Consider the following 25983-nt stretch of genomic DNA (forward strand, 5'->3'; position numbering starts at 1 on the left):
TTTTCGCAAGCAAAAATAAGTTGTTTTTAATTGATGAAAATCAATTTACATCACACAGGGGCAGCGAAAAAAATGATCATTGAAGACTATGGAAACCATTTTTTACATGAGGTTTAAGACGTGAAAAGAAAGGTTGCTATGCAATGCCGAGCGGGCCGGAACAGCCCGCCTGGGAGAGGTGGTAAAATCAAGCGTTAACTTTATCCAGCGGCCAGGAGTCAAACAGATAGCCATCGAAGTCGATGTCATCAACATTTGAAAACTCCAGCAGGCGCTGTTTGACGTTTTCCAGATGCTGCCACATCGCCAGCTTGGCCGCACGGGCATCCTTTTTGATTAACGCCGCCAGGATCTGTTTGTGGTCACCCATCCACTCTTTACGATAGTGGGTATCATCGAGATGGCTATGAAGCTGGATCCACATAGGGTTGTTCTCGCGCCACTGCCATGACTGGCGGAACAGCTCCACCAGCATGCTGTTATGCGTGGCCTCGGCGATAGCGAGATGGAACTGCATATCACCGCTTTCAGAACCATTCGGTTCGCTGGAGGCCAGCTCCCGCTCTTCCAGTTGCAACGCCTGGCGCATTTTGACGATATCTTCGCGGGTGGCCTGCAGCGCGGCAAATTCGGCGATGTTGCTTTCCAGCAGCTGTCGCGCCTGGAGCAGCTCAAACGGGCCTGCATCATTGCAATGATTCACATCCGAACTGTCGATGGTCTGCGCATCCGCATTGTCGAGCACGTAGATCCCAGCGCCACGACGCACGTCCACCAGACCTTTAATTTCCAGCATGATTAACGCTTCGCGCACCACCGTGCGAGTGACATTGAGTCTCTCGGCGATTTCACGCTCCGGCGGCAAGCGCTCACCAGGCTGGTACGGCGTCTGGACAATCAGATCGCGGATCATTGCACCCACTTCCTGGTAGGGTCTTTGCTGAGAAGTGTTCGATTTCATCGTGTTATGTCCGTCAGATGCGTCAATTCAGAATCCGGAGGCTGGATGACTGCGCACACCTTATCCGGCCTACCAATAACGTTTTTTCGCCTGAACTATAGCATTTGCGGGAAGCCAAAAACAGAAAACGGGTCAACCAAATTAGTATTTTGATTGACCCGTCATACCTGGGAGGTTATTCGTCAGCGCTTAACGCTGCAACGCACTCGCGTGCGCCGTGTTCACACAACTGTTGATACGCCGCGGTAACCGTCGCAACAAAGTCGGTGTTTTCCGCCAGATCATGACCAAAAATGCCGCTCAACCCCAGCAGCGCCGTCACGCGTTCGGCTCCCTGGAACTGTTGGTTAATGCGCTGGAATTCGGCCTGCATTGGGTCGACAACATCAATGACCTGCCCCTGTTCATCCACACCGTGGGTGTAGCGCATCCAGCCCGCGATGCCCAGTGCCAGATGACGCCAGCCGCTACCGTTTTGCAGATGCAGACGCACCGGATCCAGCAGGCGCTGTGGCAGTTTCTGGCTGCCGTCCATCGCAATCTGCCAGGTACGGTGGCGCAGAGACGGGTTGCTGAAACGCTCGATCAGCAGCGTCGCGTAGGCGTTGAGATCGGTACCTTCCGGCATCGACAGCGTTGGCGCTTGCTCCTGCATCATCAGCGCAAACGCCGCTTTGCGGTATGCTGGATTGGTCATGGTGTCAGCGATGGTTTCATAGCCGCCGAGATAGCCCAGATAAGCAAGGAAAGAGTGGCTGCCGTTGAGCATGCGCAGTTTCATCATTTCAAACGGTACTACGTCGGCAACAAACTGTGCGCCGACTTTGTCCCAGTCAGGGCGACCGTTAACAAAGTTGTCTTCAATCACCCACTGGCGGAACGGTTCGCAGGCGATAGCGCACGGATCGTAAACGCCCAACTGGTCGGCAATCTCCTGCAACGTTTCCGGCGTTGCCGCCGGAACAATGCGGTCTACCATGGTACACGGGAAAGTGGCGTTCGCTTCAATCCACTGCGCCAGCTGCGGGTCACGCGCCTGCGCCAGGCCCAGCACCGCGACTTTCGCCACATGCCCATTTTCACGCACGTTATCGCAGGACATCACGGTAAAGGCCGCCAGCCCCTGCTCACGACGCAGATGCAGCGCCTGTACGATGTAACCAATCGCCGATTTCGGCGCGGCCGGATTTGCCAGATCGTGTTTAATCAGTGGGTTATTGAGATCTAACTGGCCGCTGGCAGCATCGGTGCAGTAGCCTTTTTCCGTGACCGTCAGCGAGACAATTGCCGTCTGCGGGCGTGCCATGGCCTGTAAAATACCATCACAACCATCAAGCTCCGGGTGCAGGGCTTCTTTCATTGAGCCGATCACTTTCAGCACGGTGTTGTCCGCGCCTTTTTCCGCCACGGTATACAGCAATTGTTGCTTGCGCAGGTTTTCAATCAGTATGCAGTCATTACCCGGCATCAGGTTAACTTCACAGATACCCCAGTCGCTGTCGGTGGTTTCCAGCAGATGGTGGGTGTACAGCGCCTGATGCGCGCGGTGAAAAGCGCCGCATCCCAGGTGAACAATGCGGGATTGCAGACGAGAGCTGTCCCATGCGGGGCGCGCAACCGGCAGGTTGCTATTGGCAATTGTCGTTGTCATCGTGAACTCCAGATCCCGTCGGAAAGACCAACGGTGAGAAAAGAAAAAAGCCGGCCAGACAGGCGACCGGCAACACTGCTTTAGCGGCTAAAGAAAGCGCGCTGGATAGCCATCTCAACGCCACGCACTTCCGCCAGGCCTTTCAGGCGACCAATCGCGGAGTAACCTGGGTTGGTTTTCTTTTTCAGGTCGTCAAGCATCTGGTGACCGTGGTCCGGGCGCATAGGGATCAGATCCTCTTTGCCCTCGGCTTTACGGCGCTGTTCTTCCTCAACGATCGCTTTCACCACTTCGTACATGTCAACGTCGCCATTTAGATGCGCCGCTTCATGGAAGGTTTTCGGGTTATCTTCACGCAGCGTGGAGCGCAAATGGGTGAAGTAAATGCGCGGGCCAAACTGTTTGATCATGTCGACCAGGTCGTTATCCGCACGAACGCCGTAGGAGCCGGTACACATGGTGAAACCGTTCGCCATGCTGTTGACCGTATCGACCATCCACTGCATATCTTCCACGGTGGAAACAATGCGTGGCAGGCCAAGGATTGGGCGCGGCGGATCGTCCGGGTGTACCGCCATGCGCACACCGACCTCTTCTGCTACCGGAATAATCGCCTTCAGGAAGACGGCAAAATTCTCACGCAGCGCAGCTTTATCGATATCCTTATAGCGTTCAAGATGCTGGCGGAACTGGTCGAGCGTGTAGCCCTCTTCCGCGCCCGGTAAACCGGCGATGATATTGCGGGTCAGACGTGCTTTGTCTTCTTCGCTCATGGTGGTGAAGCGTTCATTCGCCTGCGCAATCTCTTCGGCGGTGTAGTCCGCTTCCGCGCCCGGTCGTTTGAGGATATGCAGCTCAAAGGCGGCAAATTCAATTTGATCGAAACGCAGCGCTTTGGAGCCGTCCGGCAGGACGTATTCCAGGTCGGTACGGGTCCAGTCGAGAACCGGCATAAAGTTGTAGCATACGGTACGAATGCCGCACTCGGCCAGGTTACGCAGGCTTTGCTGGTAGTTGGCAATCCACTGCTGATAGTTGCCGGAACGGGTTTTAATGTCTTCGTGGATCGGTACGCTTTCGACGACCGACCATACCAGGCCCGCCTGCTCAATAATGGCTTTGCGTTTCAGGATCTCATCAACCGTCCACACTTCCCCGTTCGGGATATGGTGCAAGGCAGTGACAACGCCCGTTGCACCCGCCTGACGCACATCCGCTAAGGTGACCGGATCGTTAGGACCATACCAGCGCCATGTCTGTTCCATGTTTTATTCCTCGTTTACGTTATGGACTCGACGATATGGCACATAAATTCCTCCTTTTGGTATTACATGTCAACCTGAAGCGATAAATTGGTTAACCAAATCACGATATCTGCTGACCATACCGCTAATTAACGGCCATACAACCCAGTATTAATGTAAACATGTAACGCAATGTGACATCCATCGCATCATAGGTTGACCAATATCTGTAACATCTCAACCAAAATCATAATAGTTCAACCAAAGTAAGGTAGACGTTATATGCACGTTCTCAATATTCTGTGGGTTGTATTCAGCATCGGCCTGATGCTGGTGCTCAATTTAAGATTCAAGATAAACTCGATGGTCGCTCTGCTGTTGGCGGCACTCTCGGTCGGTATGCTGGCGGGAATGGATTTAATGGAACTGCTGCATACCATGAAATCCGGTTTTGGCAGCACGCTGGGTGAGCTGGCGATTATCGTGGTATTCGGGGCCGTCATCGGTAAGCTGATGGTTGATTCCGGGGCAGCGCATCAGATTGCCCATACGCTGCTGGCGCGACTCGGTCTACGTTACGTGCAGCTGTCGGTGATCATTATTGGTCTGATCTTCGGCCTGGCGATGTTCTATGAAGTGGCGTTTATTATGCTGGCACCGCTGGTGATCGTCATTGCCGCGGAAGCGAAGATCCCGTTCCTCAAGCTGGCGATTCCTGCGGTTGCCGCCGCCACCACCGCCCACTCACTGTTCCCACCGCAGCCGGGTCCGGTCGCGCTGGTTAACGCCTACGGCGCTGACATGGGCATGGTTTACATCTACGGTATCCTGGTGACCATTCCAAGCGTGATCTGCGCCGGACTTATCCTGCCGAAATTCCTCGGCAACCTCGATCGTCCAACGCCGTCATTCATGAAGGCCGACGTACCGGTTGACCAGAACAACCTGCCGTCCTTCGGCGTGTCTATTCTGGTGCCGCTGATCCCGGCGATCATCATGATATCCACCACCATCGCCAACATCTGGCTGGTGAAAGGGACGCAGGCGTGGGAAGTGGTCAACTTCTTAGGCTCCTCGCCGATTGCGATGTTTATCGCCATGGTTGTCGCCTTCGTGCTGTTTGGTACCGCGCGCGGTCATGACATGCAGTGGGTAATGAACGCCTTTGAAAACGCGGTGAAAAGCATCGCCATGGTGATCCTGATCATCGGCGCGGGCGGCGTACTGAAGCAAACCATTATCGATACCGGCATCGGCGATACCATCGGCATGCTGATGTCACACGGCAATATTTCTCCCTACATCATGGCGTGGTTGATAACCGTGCTGATTCGTCTGGCAACGGGTCAGGGCGTGGTCTCAGCCATGACGGCGGCGGGGATTATTAGCGCAGCAATCCTCGACCCGGCAACCGGTCAACTGGTGGGCGTCGACCCGGCGTTGCTGGTGCTGGCAACAGCGGCTGGCTCCAACACGCTGACCCATATCAACGATGCTTCGTTCTGGCTGTTCAAAGGCTACTTTGATCTGTCGGTGAAGGATACGCTGAAAACCTGGGGTCTGCTGGAGCTGGTAAACTCCGTGGTTGGCCTGATAATCGTGTTGATCATCAGCATGATTGCATAACGTTGATACCGCTCTGGCCCACAGCGCCAGAGCGGTTTTCCATCCTGCCTCAACAATCCTCAATAATCAGATATACCGCCTTCACCGGACCATGCACCCCAACCACCTTGATAAGCTCAATATCCGCCGTCGAGCTGGGTCCACTGATGATATTAATGCACGATGGCATACGCTCACCGGCCTGTGCTTTCTGATGCAGTTTTTCTGCCAGCTGCGCCACGCGCGGCAGAATGGAGCTTTTACGCAGCACGAAAATCGAGGACTCCGGCAACAGGCTCAGGGAGCGCCCGCGCTCCGGTGCGGAAAACAGCACCACGCCGCCGGACTCGGTCAGGCCATATTCGGCATACACCACGCCGACTTTCGCCTGCTCGGCCTGGGTAATATTTTCGCTACCACGCGCCGGATCCCAGACCACGGCGTTGCATTCCTGCTGCAAGCGTTCGGTGATGCCCAGCTCCACCAGCCGGCTGTCGCCGCTCAGCACCACCGGCTGCTGACCCAATTCTTCGCACAGGCGCAGCGCCGCGTCTGCGGCCTGGTCCTCGCTGGTCAGTTCGCAGCGGGCCAGCATCACTTCGCTGGCAAACTGGATAAACGCAGAGCAGCGCTGCTCGGGGCTAAACTCGGTCAGGCGCTCGTTGGCATAGTTGTTAACCGGTGCGGCATCCGCTTGCGGTTCGAAGCGCAGCGGGCGACCCAGCGCCTGGGCGATGGTGTTTAAAAACGCGGTACGGTTATCCATTCTTTTTCTCCTGCGCCTGATGTTTCTTAAACCAGCTGCGGAAGCTCTCGCCGTCAGCATCAGGCAGATCGCGCGCCTCCATCCAGTCACCAATCGCACCAACCTTGAGCGGGGTTTTGCCGCCATTGATAAACCAGCTCGCCGCATGCGCGCCCGCCATCATCCCGACTTTCCACAGCCCCGGATGGCTATTGGCATAGGCGAACATCTTGATCGCCCGTCGCTCGGCTTTCGGCGTAATGCCCTCCTCGGCCATCACCCGGCGATGACGCAGGATCAGTTTTGACAACGGAATACGCACCGGGCAGACGCTGTCACAAGCCGTGCACAAAGAACAGGCGTACGGCAGGTCTTTAAAATCTTTATAGCCGCCGAGCAGCGGAGAAATCACCGCGCCGATAGGGCCGGGATAGATAGAGCCATAGCCGTGTCCGCCGATGTGGCGGTACGCCGGACAGGTGTTCATACAGGCTCCGCAGCGGATGCAGCGCAGCACATCGCGAAACTCTGAGCCCAGCACCTGCGAGCGACCGTTATCGACAATCACCAGATGGAACTCTTCCGGTCCGTCAACGTTGTCCGCCTCACGCGGGCCGGTCAGCCAGGTGTTGTAGCCCGTCAGACGTGCGCCCACGGCGCTGCGCGCCAGCATGGTAATCAGCACATCCACCTCGGCAAAGGTCGGCGCGATACGCTCCATGCCCATCACCGCAATGTGCGTTTTCGGCAGCGTGGTGCACATGCGCGCGTTGCCTTCGTTGGTCACCAGACACACCGAGCCGGTTTCCGCCACGGCAAAGTTACAGCCAGTAATACCGATTTCGGCACTGAGGAAATCCTCGCGGATCTTCTGACGAATGAACAAGGTCATAGCTTCCGGGGTTTCCGGGCCGTCATACCCCAGACGTTCGTTCAGCACGCGGCGGATCTGGTAGCGATCTTTATGAATCGCCGGAACCACGACGTGCGAAGGCGGATCCTGATCCAACTGCAGGATATATTCCCCGAGATCGGTTTCGATCACCTGGATTCCGGCATCCTGCAACACATGGTTGACGCCGATTTCTTCGGTCACCATCGACTTGGACTTCACCACCTTCTGCGCATTTTTACTCTGCGCGACCTGCAAAATGTAGCGAGTTGCATCTTCTTTGGTTTTGGCGAAATAGACGTGTCCGCCGTTTTCCGTCACTTTCTCGGAGAGTTGGTACAGGTAAGCGTCGAGGTTGCTCAGAACGTGATCGCGGATCTGGCTGGCACGATCGCGCCAGTCTTCCCAGTGGCCTAACTCATCGACCATTCTTTGCCGATTCGCGCCGATACGCTCCTGCGCATTAGCCACGGCTTTGCGCATAATCGGATCTTCTATCTGCTGACGAATACGCAGTTTAAATTCTACATCGCTGGTTTTTATCGACATCTCTTTCCCCTCAGCGGCTCATCAGCACTTCAGCAATATGCATCACTTTGACCGGCTGGCCTTCCCGTTGCAGTCGACCGCCAATGTTCAGCAGGCAGCTCACGTCTGCGCCAATCAAAAATTCCGGCTTTGCGTCCATCAGATGTAAGACTTTCTCTTTCACCATCTCACCGGATATCTCGGCCATCTTGACCGAGAACGTCCCGCCAAAGCCGCAACAGGTATCCTGATCGGCAAACGTCAACAGCTCCAGTCCGCGCACGTTTTTCAGCAGCGTAAGCGGCTCTTCCTTCACCCCCAGTTTGCGGGTCAAGCTACAGGAAGGATGATACACAGCGCGGCCCTGCAGGCTGGCACCAACGTCCACCACACCCAGTTTGTTGACGATAAAGGAGGTGAGATCCTGCATACGCGCGGAAACTTTCTCAGCACGCAGCGCCCATTCCGGTTCATCGGCCAGATACGTCGGGTAGCTTTTTACCGCGTAGGTGCAGGAGCCTGCCGGAGAGATAATCGGGTAGTCGTTGTCTTCCAGCGCGGCGATCAGGTTTTTCATCCCGGGGATCGCCTCTTTGATGTAACCGCTGTTGATGGCTGGCTGACCGCAACACCCTTGCTTCTCGGGGAAATTAACGCGACAACCCAGTTTTTCCAGCAGCAATACGGAGTCTCGTGCCATCCGTGATTTCAGTGCGTCACCAATACAGGTGACAAAGAAATTTACATTCACAATAACTACTCCATTGCTTCATTTCTGTTTATTGCGCTTGATATCGCGATATCAAGCAAAGATTCAGCTGTATTTCACGCCCAGTTTTTGTATTTGCTTGTTTTACTAATGTCTGGGTTCATTATGATGCACGGATCGTTTTCCTTTGATAGCGACTCTCATCTTCTTATATAAGGACAATCGCAAATGTCTGTATTTTCATTTGTATGACAAAACCAAATAATCCACTAATCAACATGCATATGCAATACCCATGTTTATTTATTTCGGACTTGCTCACATTTTTATATTGAAAACAACTGTGTTATTAACACCTTATAAAATAGTTTCGAATGATTACTACCTTCGTCACTACCATTATTAAAAATGTTATTAAATAACCACTTATGGGTATTCACCTTGCTCTTAAGTATATTTACATGGCATTGAATTTTAATTAAAAGATTACAATAGTTACAAAACCACAAATCATAATTACTTTATTCACTGAAGCGATTCAGTTTACATATTTTATTTACACGGCAATGTAGCCTTCCCGCCATAAATATAAATCAGGTTTAATGAACCAATCAGGAATAGCAATGAACGAATATTTTATGTTTGCCCTGGCACTCTCTCCTTTACTACTTATGGTATTTTTAATACTGAAATTAAAAATGCCCATCCATTATTCCGTACTGATTTCTTTGGTATTCACCGCTGCACTATCGGCAATATTCTGGGAAATGCCCGTACAAAATCTGAAAGCCGCGATAGGCTATGGTGCACTGAAGGGGTTATGGCCGATTGTGATTGTGATCCTAGGCGCTATTTTCAGTTATAACGTCATGCAGGCGACCAAAGCGCTGGATATTTTGCGCGATATTCTCGCCAGCATTAGCGAAGATAAGCGTATTCAGGTGCTGCTGATTTCATGGTGTTTTGGTGGATTTCTTGAAGCCGCAGCGGGCTATGGCACGGCGGTCGCTATTCCGATCGGCATTCTTATTGCGCTGGGATTCAACCCGCTGAAGGCTGCTATTGCTTCTCTGGTGGCGAATACCGTTCCCACCGCATTCGGCGCGGTCGGGATCCCGGTTTCTATTCTGGCAGAGCAGGTTAATCTGCCGGTTTATACCTTAGGCGGAACCATTATTTTGCAGCTCGCGCTGTTTAATATCCTGCTGCCGTTTGTGATTGTCTGCATTATTGGCGGCGGCCTGAAAGCCATTCGTGGCGTATTTCTGATCACGTTGATTTGCGGCATCACCACGCTGGTTCCGCAATATTTTGTCGCCATCCATCTTGGCGCGGAATTACCCGCTTTTGCCGGTAGCCTGGTCAGCCTGTTTGCCGTGGCGATGGTCAGTCGCCTGCGCAAAGGGAAAACCGATCCCGAGTGGCGCATTGAGGTCAGCCATACCCGCGAAACCACGCCACGCTCGGCAAAAGTGCTGTTCCGCGTGGGCTCTATCTATCTGTTTATTTTTGTATTTATCCTGCTGTGTTCGCCGCTGTTCCCGACAATAAAAGGCGCGGCGTCCCAACTGGCTTCGGTGCTGCATTTCACGTTGGCTGACGGCAAAACGATGGCACTGAAAGTTGAATGGGTGACCACACCAGGGATGCTGATCATCTTTGCGACCATTATCGGCGGTTTTATTCAGGGAGCGTCCGCACGCGGGATGCTGGAAGTATTTATCAAAACGATTTTCCAGCTTAAAAACTCTATCGTCGCAATTATGGCGATCGTCGCGCTGGCCACGGTGATGGATCTCAGCGGGATTATCTCCACGCTGGCGCAGTCGATTGTCGATCTGACCGGCAGCTCGTACGTCTTCCTCGCCCCGGTGATTGGCGCGCTGGGCACGTTCGTTACCGGCAGCGATACCAACTCGAACATTCTGTTCGGCAAGCTGCAAACCATTGCTGCCAGCAAGTTACATATCGATCCCAACTGGCTGGCGGCGGCCAATACCTCTGGCGCTACGGGCGGGAAAATGATTTCGCCGCAAAGCATCGCCATCGCGGTTTCTGCCACCAAAATGGACGGTCAGGCCAACCAGATTATGTCTGGCACCATGAAATACTGCTGCGCCTACATTGTGATCCTCGGCTTAAAGGTTGGTCTCTTTTATTACTGGTTTATGGCGTAAGCCATTGTCAACCCCGTCAAATTCGCGGCAATCGTATTTGACGACACAGTGACCAAAAAGGTTTACACCGCCCCAGGAACGGAACAAGGCGACAGGCTTTACGATTTGTCGGCGCTGACTAAAATAGCGCCGATGTTTCAAATCGAGGATTGTTGTTATGTTGTTCTGGAAAAAGATGGTGAAGAAGTTCGACGCCTTTTCCGCGTTGATTCCACCACGCTACTTCCGCGTGTAATACCTGGCACTTATGCCTGATGGCGCATCGCTTATCAGGCCTACATTTCACACTCATTTGTAGGCCTGCGTTTCACGCTCATTTGTAGGCCGGATAAGGCGCGAGCCGCATCCGGCAGCGACAGCAGCGTAAAATGCTCACCCCTTCCTCTTACGCAGACCGCATGCTCTTAACACCGCCACCCACAGACGAAGCCACGCGAAACGGTAGACCAGAGGATGCTGAAGTCGCAGCAATGTCAGAAACATAGGGCCTCCTTGCGGCGCTACAGTACCGCTGCCCGATAGCGAATTTGCGGATCCATTATCTGGTGACGCGCATCTATCAGTCGCAGTTCATACGAATCATGCTCTTTCGTCAGTCGCATCACCGCATCGACGACACTGGTGGTCCGCTCCAGCGCCTGCTTGTCCTCATAACCATTGAGCAGTGAGGCCAGCATCACGCTGCAAATCAGATCCCCAACGCCCACCGGCATTTTGGCAAAGGTATACAGCGGCCGGGCAATGTGTAACGTCTGTTCCGGCGTTACCAGCAGCATTTCAAACGCCTGTGTGTCCCGTGAGCAGTCGCCGAGATACTTCACAAGCACCTTCTTCACACCCCACGACACCAGCTGCTGCGCAGCTTCCACCACCTCGTCAAAACTACGCAGTTGTCTGCCCGTCAGCACGCCCAGCTCATAGAGATTCGGTCCCATGATGTCGGCCAGTTGAATGGCATCATCGACAAAAAAGGACTCTACGCCCTGCGCGACAATGCAGCCTTTTTGCGGGTCGCCCATCACCGGATCGCAAAAATAGAGCGCCTGCGGATTACGCTGACGAATGGTGGTGACCGCGTGCTTCACCTCTTCGCAATGACGTTTATCTCCAAGATACCCGGACAGCACAGCGTCGCATTGCGCCAGCTTTTGCAGGTCATCCAGCCCGCTGATGATGGCGCTCAGCTCGCCGTGCGGCATCGCCATGCCCTGCCACATCCCGTACTGGGTGTGGTTGGAAAACTGTACGGTGTAAAACGGCCAGACATCGATCCCCGAAAGCTGCATCGGCAGCACAGCGGCTTTATTTCCGGCATAGCCATAAACGACTGACGACTGAACAGACAACACGTTTTTCATTTTGACTCCGTCTAACGAAACGTTGGCAGCAGACCAAATACGTCCAGAACAACCGTCAGATAGACAACCGCTCCACAGACAATCACCAGGTTAAGCACGGTGTTATTACAGGGCGCGGTATAGCTGGCGGTCGGAAAACGTTTCCGCGCGGCTTTCACCAGGAACGGCGGCAGGATCACGCTCCAGATGGTAAAGGCCAGACCGGCGTAGCCAATCGCGTGCACAAAACCGTTCGGGAAGAAGAAGCACACGGCGGCTGGCGGGAAGTAGGTCACCAGCGCGGTTTTCAGGCGGCCCATGCCGTCATCCGGGAAGTGAAACAGGTCGGCGATATAATCGAACAAGCCAAGCGTCGCCGCCAGCAGTGAACTGGCTACTGCGAAGTTGCCGAAGAAGGTCAGGATCAGATCCATATACCGGCTGGTGAACAGCTCGCTGATGGCCTCAACAAACACGTCGATATTGCCGCCTTTGGCGATAATTGGCGGGAACGCGGAACGGCTGATGTTACCCATCGTGACGCCCAGCCAGAAGATGTACAGCAGCAGGGCAAACAGCGTGCCGATGATAATAGAGCGCGTAATATTCGAAATCCCGCGCGTGCCATACAGCTTGACCAGGCTCGGCACGTTACCGTGAAAACCAAACGAGATAATACAGAACGGCAGCGTCATCAGAATGTAAGGCAGGTACTGTGAGTTGGGCAGCGCCACCGCCACGCTGTCGACAAGTTTCGCCACTTCAATATGACCAACCAGCCCAGAGAAAGTAGCAAAGAACGCGATAAACTTACCGATAATCAACACGGTAGTGATGCGTCCGACCAGCAAGGAGCTGTACCAGGCAATCGCGCCGACCAGCATACTGACGATCACCACCGAGACATTCGCCGGAAAGCGCACGCCGCTGTATTTGAACACGGTTTGCGCCATCACCGCTGACGATCCGGAAATATAGGCATAGGTCAGAATATACAGCACAAAGCCGAAAGCGATACCGACAACGATATTCCACTTACGGCCTAATAAATCCTGAGTAAAGGTATTAAAACTGGCACCAGCACCATAATGCAGGTTGACTTCAACCAGCATCAGACCGGTTAATAACATCATGATGGCGATAAACAGAAGAATAACAGACGCACCGGGGAACCATACGCCGGCCATCGCAATCGGCAGGGAGAACATCCCGCCACCCACTACGGTCGCGATAACCAACATGGTTCCGCTAATCAGTCCGGGGGTACTACTCTGTCGCTCAATGGCATTAATATCCATGATAAATGTTCCTGTAGACTATTCGTTATAATTACAGCTGTCATTTGTACATCATGCGGATAATAAAAATGTCGGAGTCAGGGTTTACTTTTTTTAGTTATGTCACGGTAACGGGCACCGCAAAGGCTTCCTGTTCATGGAAAAGGAATACAAAAAAGCCCCATCACGTGATGGGGCCATAACTATTTTTTAGATGTAATCAAAGCGTGCAGTAAAGAAACGCAACTGCTTCGGCTCGTAAATAAACTTCAGCCCGCGAATATCTTCTTTGTGCTGGTAAAGTTTAATAATACCGTCAGCCACGACATCCATATGTGCATAGGTATAAACACGGCGTGGAATAGTCAGACGCACGGTTTCCAGTTTCGGTCTGTGGTGTTCACCGGTCACGTTATTACGGCCCGCAGAGATAATTCCGCGTTCCATACTACGTACGCCGGTTTCCACATAGATGCTGGCGGCCAGACTTTGTGCCGGGAACTCATCCTGCGTCAGATGCTCGCAGAAGCGACGCGCATCGAGGAATACCGCGTGACCACCTACCGGTTCAACAATCGGTACGCCAGCGGCTTTCAGCTTATCGCCCAGGTAGCGAACCTGCTTCACGCGGTGCTCGATGTACTCGTACTGCATGGCTTCGCGCAGGCCAATCGCCATGGCTTCCATGTCGCGTCCGGCCAGGCCGCCGTAAGATGGCATACCTTCGTAGACCACGACTAACTCTTTGGCAGAAGAGAACATTTCGTCATCGTTCATGCACAGGAAGCCGCCGATGTTCACCAGACAGTCTTTTTTACCACTCATGGTACAACCGTCGGCGTAGCTGAACATCTCATGCACGATCTCGGCGATGCTCTTGTTCTCAAAGCCCTGCTCTTGCTCTTTGATAAAGTAGGCGTTTTCTACGCAGCGGGTAGCGTCGTAGAACACTTTAATGCCGTGCGCTTGTGTCAGTTCACGCACCGCACGCATGTTCGCCATCGAGACCGGCTGCCCGCCCGCGAGGTTAACCGTCACCGCCAGGCAGATATAGGCAATATTCTCGGCGCCTTTTTCATCAATCAGTTTTTGTAATTTTTTAAGATCGATATCACCTTTAAAAGCAATATTCAGACCGGCATCGTGCGCTTCGTCACGAACAATATCGACAAACACCGCACCATTTTTTTCCTGGTGATAACGGGTGGTAGTGAAATACATATTCCCGGCAACATATTGCCCAGGTTTAATAGCCAGCTGCGATAACAGATTTTCTGCGCCACGCCCCTGGTGAGTCGGAACAATATGTTTAAAGCCGAACAGTTCCTGCACAGTTCTTTCCAGATGATAGAAGTTTTCGCTGCCCGCGTACGCTTCATCACCCATCATCATTCCGGCCCACTGCTTGTCGCTCATTGCGTTGGTGCCACTGTCGGTCAGCAGGTCAATATAAATATCTTTCGAATTTAACAGGAAAGTATTGTAACCCGCTTCCTGCATTTTCTTAAGGCGCTCATCACGCGGGATCATAGATACAGTTTCAACGCTTTTAATACGGAAGGGTTCTGCCGGATAATTCATTTTGTTTCTCCAGTAACAGTGGTCATGTACGTATTAATGTGAAGTAAAGCATACCTGGTTCATCAATAAAGTCTGATGAAATATAACTATTCGCCTCCTGAGCCAGGGGGAGAAATAATGTGGAGGCACTATGCAAGATTTGATTGATTATGGAAATAGCCCAGTCAACATTAATCATTGGCAATAATTTAAAAAGCTGTAAATGTGAGTGATGCAAATCACACGTCATTTTTTTACCCGTTCATATTCAACGAGTTTTTTTTGCGTGTTGATTTGCCCTTCACCGTTGCATGTCACTGGAGAGGGAAAATACTGAAAACTTAACTTTCCAGGCTGTTCTCATAATGTATTGCTCAATGAGTACACCCCAATTTGTGAGAGTCGGATCACTTCATGGAGTGATATTTGTGATTTAGATCACTAAAATCGTAAAGAAAAGTGTACAAAACAGTGTTGTTTCAGAGTTTGCTATTTGCTTCAGTGAGTTAGATCGCATTTTTGGTCTGATGCCGACAGGCGTTGTTTTCTGGAGCGTGGGGATATTCAGGCGTGTGAAAGATAATGAATAAATGCGATGAATAATACCGGGTTTATTGGGATGAAGGCGTTTTCTATTTATTCCGAAAGCATGCTATTCGCGCTTATTTCATCTTATTTACATCTGGACTTACCGAAGATCACTGGGGGAATTTACATGGGTTTTATTAGCGCGATACGAAGGTGCGCCAACACCTGCGCATCGCTAATCACAGTAACTATTTATATAAACGTATAACAGGAGGGACATCCTCCCTCCTGTTCTCGCGATAATTATTTCACTAACGCGGATATATCCTTGAACAGCGAATGGGTTATTTCTACACCGTCACGAGTTGTACGCGTACGGGAATGATAGCGACGCTCGCCCGGCAAACGCGCCCCTTGCCGCTGCATATCGGCAAAGAGTCTCTCGGCACGTGCAAGATGCTGCGGAGCCTCCAGTCCCAGAAAGCGGGCCGGGTCCAGGGCCAGAATCAGCTCGCCACCATAGGGCAACCCGCCAGCCCCCTTATCCCACGCCAGCGATTCCGCGCTGGTCATATCGCCGATGAGCGGTCCGGCAAGCAGTTCCACCATTGCCGCCAGTGCCGACCCTTTATGCCCGCCAAACGTCAACATCGCACCGTCGAGGATCGCCTGCGCGTCGGTGGTGGCCTGACCGTCACCGTCAATTCCCCACCCTTCCGGCACCGCTTTTCCCGCCCGTTGATGGAGTTGGATCTCTCCCCGTGCCGCCGCACTGGTGGCCATGTCGAAGATAAACGGGAGTTTTTCTTCACGCGGCCAGCCAAATGCTATCGGGTTAGTGCCAAAAAGCGGCTGCGTCCCGCCTGCGGGAGCAACCCACGCATGGCTGGGCGTCGTCGCCAGCGCCACCAGCCCTGCCTCGGTGAGCGGCTCAACGTCGGCAAACAGCGCCGAAAAGTGCACACAGCGGTTAATCGCCAGGGCTGCAATACCACTGTGGCGCGCCTTTTCTATCAGCAGCGGAAGCGCGCGCTCGAATGCCAGCAGGGAAAATGCCCCACCGGCGTCCACCTTCACAATGGCCGGCGCGGTATCGGTGATAACCGGTTCAGCGTCAGGTGACACCTTTCCTTTACGTCGCGTCTCCACAATCCCCAGCAACCGCCACAAACCATGCGAGGCACAGCCATCACGCTCACCGTGGGTCACGTTGGTCGCGATCGCCACGGCATGCGCTTCACTGAATCCGTTCCCGCGCAGCACCTTATATGCCAGCGCATAAGCCTCTGTTAACGAGAGGTTTACCATCTCCATGACCGACTCCTTTACTCTTCTTCATCACCGGTAAAGTTAGCCCGCGGCAGACAGGTTCGCTCACCCCAGTAGTAAATTCCCAGCGACATCACCGCCACCACCACCGTATCCCACGGATGACCAATCACCCCTGTGCCCCCAAAACTACCCAGCCAGGAGAAGAGCATAATCAGCGCGTAGAAGGCGATAAGCCACAGAGACGATTTCACCTGCTGCGCCAGACTCACGGTGTGTACCGGCACTTTTGATTTGCAAAGCACATAGACGACAAACATCACAATCTGCAGTCCCAGCAGCCATGACAGCGTGCCCCAGCCAGACCAGAATACAATCAGCGCCGAAATCACAAACGACACCGGACCGATAATCCCGAAGGCACGCACGCGGAATGGGCGCGGCAAATCCGGTGCATTACGACGCAGCCCCGCCGCCGTGACCGGGGCAATGGCGTAGCTCAGTACCAGCGCCGCCGACACCACGCTTATCAGCTGTTCCCATGACGGGAACGGCAATGTCCAGAAGATAGACAATGCAAAGGTCAGCCACAGCGCCGGACGTGGAATGCCAGACTCTTTATCGATGTGGGTAAACGTCTTAAAGAAGGTGCCAGCTTTCGCCCAGCCATAAATCACGCGCGGCGTGGCGTTCATGTAGATATTGCCGGTACCACTTGGGGAGACAATCGCGTCGCACACTACCATAAACGCCAGCCAGCCCATACCGAGCGTAATGGCGATATCCCGGTACGGCAGCGAGAATTGCTTGCTGATCTCTGCCCAGCCGCCACCCAGCATATCGGTCGGAATACTGCCAAGAAATGCCAGCTGCAACAGCACGTAAATAATCGTCGACAGCACCACGGATAAAATCAGCGCCACCGGGATGGTACGCTGCGGATTCTTTACTTCACTCGCCACAGAAATAATTGGCGTCAACCCCAGGTAGGCGAAGATGATCCCACCGGCGCTAATCGCAGCCTCAACGCCCGACATACCAAAGGGTGCAATCCCCTGAACGTGCAGGTTCTCAGGTTTGAAAAAGGTAAATAGCGTCACAACGACCGCTAGCGGCACCAAAAATTTCAGAATACTGATGATGTTATTGGAACGGGCAAACGTTTTTACGCTGTAGTAATTCAGCCCGAAGAACAAACACAGCAGCAAAAACTGCACCACCCATCCCAGCAGCGTTGGGTCGCTTGAGCCAGTTTGAGTCAGCATCGGGAACCATGCTGCCGCATACTGCCGCGCAGCAACAATCTCTATGGAGATGAGGCTTGAAAACGCAATCAGCGTAATAAATCCAAGCAGATACCCCATCAACTCACCGTGGGAAAAGACCGGATAACGGATAATCCCCCCGGCACGAGGCAGTGCCGCGCCCAGCTCACAATAGACAATCCCTAACAGCAGAACGGCAATCCCGCCGATGACCCACGAGGCAATGCCCGCAGGTCCGGCAATCGATGCCACATGGCTTGCGGCAAACAGCCAGCCGGAACCGAAGATAGCCCCAAGCCCAATAAACGTCAGGTCGGTTAGCGTTAGCTGCTTTTTAAATTTACCCACCTCAGCAACGCGGGCCTGTGTTTGGTGCGTAGAGTGAATCGTCATGGTCATGCCCTTCAGTCAACAGAGGGGGAAATGGCTTCCCGGGTCCACTGCCCGTTAATCAGGCGCAGCAGGTTCAGAGGGTTGTCATCCTGGACAGCAGGCGGAAGCAGCGCGGCAGGCACATTTTGCAGGCATACCGGGCGTAAAAAACGGTCGATGGATTGCGTCCCTACCGAGGTACCGCGAGCATCGGTGGTGGCAGGCCACGGACCACCGTGCACCATGGCATCACAAACCTCGACACCGGTTGGATAACCGTTAAACAAAACGCGTCCCGCTTTTTCGGTGAGGGCTGGCAGCAGGCGCTGCGCCAGCGGTCCATCATCAGATTCGGCGTGCACAGTAGCCGTCAGTTGGCCCGGAATCACGCGCAAAATGGACTGCAACTCCGCCTCATCGGCCACCTCGACCAACACCGCCAGCGGGCCAAACACCTCCTGCTGTAGCAGCAGATCCTGTGCCAGCAGCAGCGAAGCCGGAGCCTGATACAACCGGGCCTGCGCGCGGCCGATAACCGATTCATCAGACCCTGCCAGACGCTGAATATGCGGATGTGCCTCAAGCGCGCTGACACCCTCTTCATAATGGGCAAGCGTCGGGGCATTCAGCATGATCTGTGCCGGTGCCTGGTCAACCGCGACCTTCAGCGCCTGCGTGAAGCGGGACATACCCTCGCCGCGTAAGACAAGGATCAGCCCCGGCTTGGTACAAAACTGCCCACATCCCAAAGTGAAAGAGGACACCAGCTCATTGGCCAGCGTTTCTGCCCGCGTGGCGACGACCTGCGGCAGAATAATCAGCGGGTTAATGGCCGACATTTCCGCAAAGACGGGGATCGGCTGCGGACGCTGCTGCGCCAGCTGCCAGAGCGCCTTACCGCCGCGCAGCGAACCGGTAAAACCCACCGCCTGAATCGCCGGATGGCGAACCAGATCCGCGCCAATATCGGTGCCGAAAATCATGTTAAAAACGCCCGCAGGCAGGCCAGATGCCGTGACCGCACGCACAATCGCCTGGGCAGTCAATTCCGCCGTCGCCATATGTCCGGGATGGGCTTTCACCACCACCGGACAACCCGCCGCCAGCGCGGATGCGGTATCGCCTCCTGCCGTAGAAAAGGCCAGCGGAAAATTGCTGGCCCCGAACACCGCCACCGGGCCAAGCGCGGTCAGATACTGACGCAGGTCCGGGCGTGGCAGCGGCTGGCGGTCAGGGAGTGCGGTATCAATACGTACGCCAAAGGCATCGCCCCGACGTAGCACCCCGGCAAACATGCGCAGCTGATTACTGGTTCGGGTGCGCTCTCCCTGTAACCGCGCCAGCGGCAGTGCCGTTTCCTGGTGGGCTATGGCGAAAAAATCCTCGCCGAGCAAATCCAGCTCGTCAGCAAGGGAGTCGAGAAAGCGGGCACGCACGTCTGGCGCTGTCTGTGAATAGACAGGAAACGCCTGGTCAGCCGCCTCCGCCGCGGCGGCGGCCTCCTCACGAGAGGCCGGGTAAAAATGGTATCCGGTCAGCTTGCCGTCAGCGGCACGCAGGCTTGGCAGCGTCGCCTCACCGCTTGCCACGCGGCATCCGGCGATAAACTGCTGACCCGAAACAGAGAGAGGTATCGTCATCATCACTCCTTTACTTAAAGGCCGACATCCGGCAGCTGTGGACGGGTCGCCAGCGCCTTCTCAACAATCGCCACCACTTGCGCACGGGTATCCCCTTCCAGCGCCAGACGCGGTGGACGGGTAATGGCGCTGCCACGCCCCAGCAATTCTTCACAGAGCTTGATGCACTGCACCAGATCCGGGCGCGCATCCAGATGCAGCAACGGCATAAACCAGCGGTAAAGCGCCATCGCTTCCTCATAACGCTGTTGTTTCGCCAGGCGGAACAACGTCTCCCCTTCACGCGGGAAGGCGTTCGACATTCCGGAGATCCAGCCTTCCGCCCCAACGGCAATGCTCTCGACCACCACATCATCCAGCCCAGCGAACAGCACAAAGCGGTCGCCAACGGAGTTGCGCAGGTCGATAAAACGGCGGGTATCGCCGGAGGAGTCTTTGAAGCAGACGATGTTGTCGCAGTCGGCCAGCGTCGCCAGGATATCCGGCGTCACGTCGTTTTTGTAAATCGGCGGGTTGTTGTACACCATGATAGGCAGGTCGGTAGCCGTAGCCACACTGCGGAAGTGGGCCGCTGTTTCATGCGGTTTTGAGGAATACACCAGCGCAGGCATCACCATAATACCGTCGACGCCCACGCGCTCTGCCTCTTTCGCCATCTTCTGTGCAAACGCGGTGGTGAATTCGGCCACCCCCGCAATGACCGGGATCTGACCGCCCGCAGCATCTTTCGCTACTTCGATGATCTGCAGCTTTTCCTGCGTGGTCAGAGAGGTGTTCTCCCCCACGCTGCCGCACACCACCAGGCCAGAAACACCATCCTTGACCAGGTTTTTCATCACCGTATGGGTGGCATCCAGATCCAGGGAATAATCGCTACGAAACTGGGTGCTGACTGCCGGGAATACACCGCTCCAGTGAATGGCTTTCTTGCTCATGTTCGGTTCCTTGTCGTCAATTTGTTAATTTAAAGTGAATGAATGGTGAATATTCACTGACAGATTGACGTTTCAGGCGACCGACTGCTTGGTGGTTTTCTTCCTCTTTGATGACGAAATTAGCACAGTGAGTGTGTCTTACCCGGCAAGCGTAATGCGAAAATCACGCGGCGTAGAGCCCGTCATCGCCTTAAACTGGCGGCTAAACGCGCTGTGATCGGTATAACCGCACTGCAACGCAATATCGGTAATCGGCGTATCGCCCGCCAGCAGTTCGGTGGCTTTTTCCAGCCGAACTTTGTGGATCATCTGGCGCGGCGTGAGATGAAAAATACGCTTACAGTAGCGCTCAATTTGCGCCACCGACATGCCGCTCAGGGCAGTTAGCTCTTCCATCGCGATGGGACGGTGATAATGGTTGCGGATATGATCGTCGACGATCGCCAGCCGCTGCCACGCCGGGTGACGCGCCTGCGCTTCCTGCAGATCGTGTGAAATCCCCGCCATACCGATGACCTGGCCCTGCGCATCCCGCAGCGCCAGCTTCTGGGTCAAACACCAGCCGCGTTCACGACCGTTGTAGAGATGCATTTCCAGCTGATCGCGCAGCGTTACCCCTTCGCGCAGCACCCGCATATCCTGCTCGGTATAGCCCAGCCCAAGCGCTGAAGGGAAAACATCAGCAGAGGTTTTACCCAACAGAGAAACCACCGTCTTAAACCCGCAGCGTCGTGCCAGGGTCATATTGACCATTAAATAGCGGGCCTGCACATCTTTGATAAAAAAAACCACATTCGGAATGGCATTGAGCAGCGGCGCAATCAATGCCATCGCATGGAGCAACGTCTGGATATTGTCCGGACGCTGACGCGCCAACCCCTCACATATCTGGCTAAGTTCAGCCACTTCAGGCACCGGCGACGGGGCCCGCACATCATTAATCACACAGGACATCACGCTTCCTCCCGATTAGTGATCTGAATATTTATTAACTTTTTTTTAACCTAGCAAGCATCCTTACTGCGTTTTGCGATCCTGCCGTAGATTTATAATTTCCCCTTTTCCAGCCACTGGCGCAGTTGCCTATTTTGGTTTACCACGTCACTAACAAAATGATTAATAACAAATAAATATGATAATACCTTAACGATGACAGCGGTCATTATGCTGATTTCGTCATTTGCGGTGACGAAAGCGATCAAGCAGGGACGCAAAGCTTGCGTCAGCATTTAGCAACAAAACATTAACTTTCCGGAGATCCTATGACAGCACAGTACAGTGAACTGAGAGTGATTGATTCTCACACCGGCGGTGAACCCACTCGCCTGGTCATCGACGGCTTTCCGGATCTGGGAACGGGGAACATGAGCGAGCGTCGGGAGCGTTTTTCCCGCGACTACGACGACTGGCGTAAAGCCATTATTCTTGAGCCGCGCGGTAACGACGTTCTGGTCGGTGCATTGCTCTGTGAGCCAGTTTCGCCACAGGCCACGGCGGGAGTCATCTTCTTTAACAACTGCGGCTTTCTGAACATGTGCGGTCACGGCACCATCGGGCTGATTGCCTCGCTGGCATGGCTTGGGCGCATTCAACCCGGTAAACATCTGATTGAAACGCCGGTGGGCGATGTGACCGCCACGCTGCACGAAGACGGCAGCGTCTCGGTCGAAAACGTACCGGCCTACCGCTGGCGTAAGCAGGTACAGGTTGAAACCGTCCACGGTACGGTAACGGGTGATATCGCCTGGGGCGGCAACTGGTTCTTCCTTGTCAACGATCATCCGTTCGCGGTCTCGCCGGAAAAGATCCCTGAATTGACGGAGTACGCATGGGCAATCCGTGAAGGGTTAGATCGTGCAGGCATTCGTGGCGAACATGACGGCATTATCGATCACATCGAACTGTTTGCAGAAGATGATCGCGCGGACAGCCGCAGCTTTGTACTCTGCCCCGGTAAAGCCTGGGATCGATCGCCCTGCGGCACCGGCACCAGCGCTAAGCTGGCCTGTCTGGCAGAGGACGGAAAACTCAAATCCGGAGAATCCTGGCGGCAGGCGAGCATCATCGGCAGCGAATTTACGGCGCATTTCGTGCCGCATGGCGACAAGATCGTTCCGACGATCCGCGGAGAGGCATGGGTCTGTGGTGATAACAAGCTGATCCTCAATCCTGAAGATCCGTTCTGCTGGGGGATCTCGCTGTGATCGAAAGTGACGTCATCGTTATCGGTGCCGGGATTATCGGGGCCGCCTGCGCCTGGCAACTGGCCGCTCGCGGGCAGCGAGTCACGCTGGTCGATGACGGCAATGCGGGCGCGACGGCGGCGGGTATGGGTCACCTGGTGTGCATGGATGACGATCCTGCGGAGCTCGCACTCTCTGCCTGGTCTCTGGTGAGCTGGCGCAAACTGACGCCCCGGATGCCGGAAAGCTGTGCCTGGCGCGGATGCGGCACGCTGTGGCTGGCAGAAACGCCGCAAGAGCTTGCGCTGGCAGAAGAAAAAAAACAACGGATGGCACAATACCAGGTTGTCAGTGAAATGCAGACCCGCGATCGGCTTGCCGCACGCGAACCGCTGCTCACCGCCGGACTCGCTGGCGGGCTGTGGGTCCCCGGCGACGGGATAGTTTACGCCCCAAACGTCGCCCGCTGGTTTATTAACGATGCCGATTTAACGCACCTTCGGGATAGCGCCCTCTCTGTTGATGCCCCTTACGTCACTCTACACAGCGGCAAACGACTGCGCGCGCGCGCCATCGTCATCGCCAGCGGTCTGGGTGCCAACACGCTGCTGGGTGAAAACTGGCTCAGACCCAAAAAAGGTCAGTTGGCGATCACCGACCGCTACGGCCCCTTGCTCAGCCACCAGCTGGTAGAGTTGGGATACGGTGCCAGCGCCCATGCAGGCGGCACCTCAGTGGCATTTAACATTCAGCCACGCCCCACCGGACAGTTGCTGATTGGCTCCTCCCGCCAGTTTGATAACACCGACCGCGAGGTTGACCTCCCTCTGCTGGCACAGATGCTGGCGCGCGCGCGCCATTTTTTACCCTCTCTGGAGGCGCTTAATATCATTCGTTGCTGGAGCGGTTTTCGGGCGGCATCGGCTGACGGCAACCCGCTGATTGGCCCACATCCTGCGCGTCCGGGTATCTGGCTGGCGCTGGGACATGAAGGACTGGGCGTCACAACCGCGCCAGCAACCGCCGAGTTAATTTGCGCCCAGATCCTTGGCGAGCGCCCGGCGGTGTCCCCGGATACCTGGCTTCCCGCACGCCTGCACAAGCAGGAGGCCATCGCATGACAACCCTGAACGTAATTATCGACGGCCAGACCTGTGAGGTTCCCGTCGGAATGAGTATTGCAGCAGCACTGGTCCTGGTGGGCAACGGCGTGACCCGTCGTTCGGTGAGTGGTCAACTGCGCGCGCCCTTCTGCGGAATGGGAGTTTGTCAGGAGTGCCGCGTCACGGTGAACGGGCACCGGGTGCTGGCCTGCCAGACGGAATGCCAGCCCGAAATGGTGATTGAAAGGAGCCATCATGCAAAGCGTTGACTGTGAGATCCTGATCCTTGGCGCAGGGCCTGCCGGATTGTCGGCGGCACTGGCTGCCGCACGCTGTGGAAAATCAGTGATAATCCTTGATGACAACCCTCGCCCCGGCGGGCAAATCTGGCGCGACGGGCCGCAGGTCTCACTCCCCCGGCACGCCAGACGGCTTCGTCAGGCGGTGGCGGAACATCCCCACATTACGCTGCTGAGCGGTGCCCGGCTAATTGCCCGCCCCGACCCACATTCCGTAGTCTTCGAAACCGCAGGCGACTGCGGCGAAATCCGCTGGCAGCGGCTGATTTTATGCTGCGGCGCCAGAGAACTCTCGCTGCCTTTTCCCGGCTGGACGCTACCCAATGTGACGGGGGCTGGAGGCCTGCAGGCGCAGATAAAACACGGTCTGCAGCTCAAGGGGGAACGCGTGGTCATTGCAGGCAGCGGTCCTCTTCTGCTGGCGGTCGCCAGTACAGTGAAACGCGCTGGCGGGAATATTGTCGCCATCATCGAACAGGCCCCGATGAGCGCACTGGCCCGTTTCGCAACCGGGCTATGGCGCTGGCCTGAAAAATTGCGTCAGTTCGGCGAGCTCTTTCCAGCCCGATATCATCCGGCAAGCCAGGTCATCCAAGCGCAGGGTGATACCTGTCTGCAGTCAGTGACCGTGCGCCACCAGGGGCAAACCCGGGAGATCATCTGCGACAGGCTGGCCATTGGCTATGGGCTGGTACCGAATATAGAACCTGCCGCAATCTTTGGCTGCAAAACAGAAAATCAGGCTATTTGGGTCGATGCGGCGCAACGCACCAGCGTGCAGGATATCTATGCGGCAGGAGAATGCACGGGCTTTGGCGGCAGCGAGCTGGCGTTAGCCGAGGGAGAAATTGCCGGCTACGCCGCCGCAAATTGTCCGCAAAAGGCCCAAAGCGCCATCTCCGCGCGCACCCGCTGGCAGCGTTTTGCCCAAGCGTTGCATACGACGTTTGCGCTGCCGGAGTCGCTAAAAGCCGCGACCACCGCGGATACGCTACTCTGCCGTTGTGAGGATATTCGTTGTGGCGACGTGCAAAACGCCGAAAGCTGGCAAACGGCAAAGCTCGCCTCACGCTGTGGAATGGGGGCCTGTCAGGGGAAAGTCTGCGCCACCAGCGCCCGCTGGCTGTACGGCTGGCCGCTGCCGCAGCCGCGCGAACCGCTCTCCCCCGCGCGTGTCGACACGCTTATCCATCTCGCAAAGCCAGAGGGGTGATGGTCAGGTTTAAAGGCGCCCACTGGCGCCTTTTTTGATGTGGTGTATCCGTAGACCTTTTCGTCAAAGGGAATAATTTTTATCTTCACCCGTATCTATTTCGCTCTGTGTATTGGGAACCGAGCGTCCTATTTCTGCCAAACATTCAAAAATATAAAGGGAATGTAATGCATGTTTAAAATATGATAAACCCAACACTTCAAACTACCGATATTGCTTTTATTAACAAGCAGAAACCAGCATAACACCCAAGGAAACAACCTTTCCTTTTCGTATAGTTAGAAAAATAACACTTACTAAAGCAAGGTTTATTTTTATACCACCCCCTATGAATAAGCATGAATAACTCAAAAATAATATGGCGAAAAAAGTGTTTTATTTAATCTGCGAATTCGATAATGAATATTATTTTTAGTGTTGGCCGTAATAGACACAGCAACGCTTGATTAAGTGATATTTTGCGAGCATCATCGCAATTATTTACCCGAAA

General features: G+C 54.5%; 20 protein-coding genes. 6 read left to right on the forward strand and 14 right to left on the reverse strand.

Features of this window, described 5'->3' with window-relative positions:
- Positions 1 to 187: 187 nt before the first annotated feature.
- From uxuR to uxuA, 3 genes are all read right to left on the reverse strand, one after another.
- Entirely contained in the window at positions 188 to 961 is a 774-nt protein-coding gene (uxuR, locus tag LY264_RS21290; RefSeq protein WP_048227162.1) for a Uxu operon transcriptional regulator, read from the reverse strand.
- Between the two features lie 175 nt (positions 962 to 1136).
- Positions 1137 to 2612, reverse strand: a complete 1476-nt coding sequence (locus tag LY264_RS21295; protein WP_071692304.1) for a fructuronate reductase — start codon at positions 2610 to 2612, stop codon at positions 1137 to 1139.
- 80 nt (positions 2613 to 2692) lie between these two features.
- On the reverse strand, positions 2693 to 3877 hold the full coding sequence (uxuA, locus tag LY264_RS21300; RefSeq protein ID WP_032942283.1) for a mannonate dehydratase: 1185 nt from the start codon (positions 3875 to 3877) through the stop codon (positions 2693 to 2695).
- A gap of 261 nt (positions 3878 to 4138) precedes the next feature.
- Here uxuA and gntP point away from each other — a divergent pair, with 261 nt between their 5' ends.
- On the forward strand, positions 4139 to 5482 hold the full coding sequence (gene gntP, locus LY264_RS21305; protein ID WP_071692303.1) for a gluconate permease GntP: 1344 nt from the start codon (positions 4139 to 4141) through the stop codon (positions 5480 to 5482).
- 49 nt (positions 5483 to 5531) lie between these two features.
- Here the strand turns inward: gntP and LY264_RS21310 are convergent, their stop codons facing one another.
- Genes LY264_RS21310 through LY264_RS21320 form a run of 3 tightly spaced genes read right to left on the reverse strand, consistent with a single transcriptional unit; the run spans position 5532 to position 8377 of the window.
- Entirely contained in the window at positions 5532 to 6227 is a 696-nt protein-coding gene (locus LY264_RS21310; RefSeq protein WP_048227164.1) for a LutC/YkgG family protein, read from the reverse strand.
- Entirely contained in the window at positions 6220 to 7647 is a 1428-nt protein-coding gene (locus tag LY264_RS21315) for a LutB/LldF family L-lactate oxidation iron-sulfur protein (RefSeq protein ID WP_048227165.1), read from the reverse strand. The genes LY264_RS21310 and LY264_RS21315 overlap by 8 nt, the downstream gene beginning before the upstream one ends.
- A 10-nt stretch (positions 7648 to 7657) precedes the next feature.
- Positions 7658 to 8377, reverse strand: coding sequence for a (Fe-S)-binding protein (locus LY264_RS21320; RefSeq protein WP_048227166.1), 720 nt, complete (start codon positions 8375 to 8377; stop codon positions 7658 to 7660).
- Positions 8378 to 8958: 581 nt separating this feature from the next.
- Between LY264_RS21320 and LY264_RS21325 the strand changes: the two genes are divergently transcribed.
- The gene (locus tag LY264_RS21325; RefSeq protein ID WP_008786084.1) at positions 8959 to 10512 is read left to right on the forward strand and encodes an L-lactate permease; all 1554 of its coding nucleotides are present in this window, start codon (positions 8959 to 8961) and stop codon (positions 10510 to 10512) included.
- 500 nt (positions 10513 to 11012) lie between these two features.
- On the opposite strand, the gene pdxY is transcribed toward LY264_RS21325, so the two are convergent.
- The 8 genes from pdxY to LY264_RS21365 all read right to left on the reverse strand — a co-directional run bounded on the left by pdxY (position 11013) and on the right by LY264_RS21365 (position 21649).
- Complete coding sequence (pdxY, locus tag LY264_RS21330; protein ID WP_048227167.1) at positions 11013 to 11870, reverse strand: pyridoxal kinase; 858 nt, start codon at positions 11868 to 11870, stop codon at positions 11013 to 11015.
- Positions 11871 to 11881: 11 nt separating this feature from the next.
- Positions 11882 to 13147: an aromatic amino acid transporter gene (locus tag LY264_RS21335; protein ID WP_249457470.1), complete on the reverse strand. Its 1266-nt coding sequence runs from the start codon at positions 13145 to 13147 to the stop codon at positions 11882 to 11884.
- A gap of 189 nt (positions 13148 to 13336) precedes the next feature.
- Positions 13337 to 14707, reverse strand: coding sequence for a tyrosine phenol-lyase (locus LY264_RS21340; protein ID WP_048215031.1), 1371 nt, complete (start codon positions 14705 to 14707; stop codon positions 13337 to 13339).
- A gap of 810 nt (positions 14708 to 15517) precedes the next feature.
- Complete coding sequence (locus LY264_RS21345) at positions 15518 to 16528, reverse strand: Ldh family oxidoreductase (RefSeq protein ID WP_048227168.1); 1011 nt, start codon at positions 16526 to 16528, stop codon at positions 15518 to 15520.
- A gap of 11 nt (positions 16529 to 16539) precedes the next feature.
- On the reverse strand, positions 16540 to 18141 hold the full coding sequence (locus LY264_RS21350; RefSeq protein WP_048227169.1) for an APC family permease: 1602 nt from the start codon (positions 18139 to 18141) through the stop codon (positions 16540 to 16542).
- Positions 18142 to 18152: 11 nt separating this feature from the next.
- Positions 18153 to 19760, reverse strand: coding sequence for an aldehyde dehydrogenase (NADP(+)) (locus LY264_RS21355; RefSeq protein ID WP_048227170.1), 1608 nt, complete (start codon positions 19758 to 19760; stop codon positions 18153 to 18155).
- Positions 19761 to 19774: 14 nt separating this feature from the next.
- Positions 19775 to 20695 (reverse strand): dihydrodipicolinate synthase family protein, encoded by a 921-nt coding sequence (locus LY264_RS21360; protein WP_003830108.1) that lies wholly within the window; start codon positions 20693 to 20695, stop codon positions 19775 to 19777.
- Between the two features lie 138 nt (positions 20696 to 20833).
- On the reverse strand, positions 20834 to 21649 hold the full coding sequence (locus LY264_RS21365; RefSeq protein ID WP_008786078.1) for an AraC family transcriptional regulator: 816 nt from the start codon (positions 21647 to 21649) through the stop codon (positions 20834 to 20836).
- 308 nt (positions 21650 to 21957) lie between these two features.
- Here LY264_RS21365 and LY264_RS21370 point away from each other — a divergent pair, with 308 nt between their 5' ends.
- The 4 genes from LY264_RS21370 to LY264_RS21385 are packed head-to-tail and all read left to right on the forward strand — an operon-like array spanning position 21958 to position 25493.
- Entirely contained in the window at positions 21958 to 22899 is a 942-nt protein-coding gene (locus tag LY264_RS21370) for a 4-hydroxyproline epimerase (RefSeq protein WP_003830113.1), read from the forward strand.
- A complete protein-coding gene (locus tag LY264_RS21375; protein ID WP_071692302.1) occupies positions 22896 to 23999 on the forward strand; it encodes an NAD(P)/FAD-dependent oxidoreductase in 1104 nt (367 codons plus the stop codon). Before LY264_RS21370 ends, LY264_RS21375 begins: the two co-directional genes overlap by 4 nt.
- A complete protein-coding gene (locus LY264_RS21380; RefSeq protein ID WP_048227173.1) occupies positions 23996 to 24250 on the forward strand; it encodes a (2Fe-2S)-binding protein in 255 nt (84 codons plus the stop codon). Before LY264_RS21375 ends, LY264_RS21380 begins: the two co-directional genes overlap by 4 nt.
- Positions 24237 to 25493 (forward strand): NAD(P)/FAD-dependent oxidoreductase, encoded by a 1257-nt coding sequence (locus LY264_RS21385; RefSeq protein ID WP_048227174.1) that lies wholly within the window; start codon positions 24237 to 24239, stop codon positions 25491 to 25493. The genes LY264_RS21380 and LY264_RS21385 overlap by 14 nt, the downstream gene beginning before the upstream one ends.
- Positions 25494 to 25983 lie beyond the last annotated feature (490 nt).

The organism is Citrobacter portucalensis, from assembly GCF_023374935.1.
Classification (GTDB): Bacteria; Pseudomonadota; Gammaproteobacteria; order Enterobacterales; family Enterobacteriaceae; genus Citrobacter; species Citrobacter portucalensis.

Bases quoted from the DNA above. Each gene is read 5' to 3' on its own strand.
- LY264_RS21385 (WP_048227174.1), top strand. From the start codon at position 24,237: ATGCAAAGCGTTGACTGTGAGATCCTGATCCTTGGCGCAGGGCCTGCC.
- LY264_RS21370 (WP_003830113.1), top strand. From the start codon at position 21,958: ATGACAGCACAGTACAGTGAACTGAGAGTGATTGATTCTCACACCGGC.
- pdxY (WP_048227167.1), bottom strand. From the start codon at position 11,870: ATGAAAAACGTGTTGTCTGTTCAGTCGTCAGTCGTTTATGGCTATGCC.
- LY264_RS21315 (WP_048227165.1), bottom strand. From the start codon at position 7,647: ATGTCGATAAAAACCAGCGATGTAGAATTTAAACTGCGTATTCGTCAG.
- gntP (WP_071692303.1), top strand. From the start codon at position 4,139: ATGCACGTTCTCAATATTCTGTGGGTTGTATTCAGCATCGGCCTGATG.
- LY264_RS21345 (WP_048227168.1), bottom strand. From the start codon at position 16,528: ATGGAGATGGTAAACCTCTCGTTAACAGAGGCTTATGCGCTGGCATAT.
- LY264_RS21340 (WP_048215031.1), bottom strand. From the start codon at position 14,707: ATGAATTATCCGGCAGAACCCTTCCGTATTAAAAGCGTTGAAACTGTA.
- LY264_RS21310 (WP_048227164.1), bottom strand. From the start codon at position 6,227: ATGGATAACCGTACCGCGTTTTTAAACACCATCGCCCAGGCGCTGGGT.
- uxuA (WP_032942283.1), bottom strand. From the start codon at position 3,877: ATGGAACAGACATGGCGCTGGTATGGTCCTAACGATCCGGTCACCTTA.
- LY264_RS21355 (WP_048227170.1), bottom strand. From the start codon at position 19,760: ATGACGATACCTCTCTCTGTTTCGGGTCAGCAGTTTATCGCCGGATGC.
- LY264_RS21335 (WP_249457470.1), bottom strand. From the start codon at position 13,147: ATGGATATTAATGCCATTGAGCGACAGAGTAGTACCCCCGGACTGATT.
- LY264_RS21380 (WP_048227173.1), top strand. From the start codon at position 23,996: ATGACAACCCTGAACGTAATTATCGACGGCCAGACCTGTGAGGTTCCC.
- LY264_RS21350 (WP_048227169.1), bottom strand. From the start codon at position 18,141: ATGACGATTCACTCTACGCACCAAACACAGGCCCGCGTTGCTGAGGTG.
- LY264_RS21295 (WP_071692304.1), bottom strand. From the start codon at position 2,612: ATGACAACGACAATTGCCAATAGCAACCTGCCGGTTGCGCGCCCCGCA.
- LY264_RS21325 (WP_008786084.1), top strand. From the start codon at position 8,959: ATGAACGAATATTTTATGTTTGCCCTGGCACTCTCTCCTTTACTACTT.
- uxuR (WP_048227162.1), bottom strand. From the start codon at position 961: ATGAAATCGAACACTTCTCAGCAAAGACCCTACCAGGAAGTGGGTGCA.
- LY264_RS21360 (WP_003830108.1), bottom strand. From the start codon at position 20,695: ATGAGCAAGAAAGCCATTCACTGGAGCGGTGTATTCCCGGCAGTCAGC.
- LY264_RS21365 (WP_008786078.1), bottom strand. From the start codon at position 21,649: ATGTCCTGTGTGATTAATGATGTGCGGGCCCCGTCGCCGGTGCCTGAA.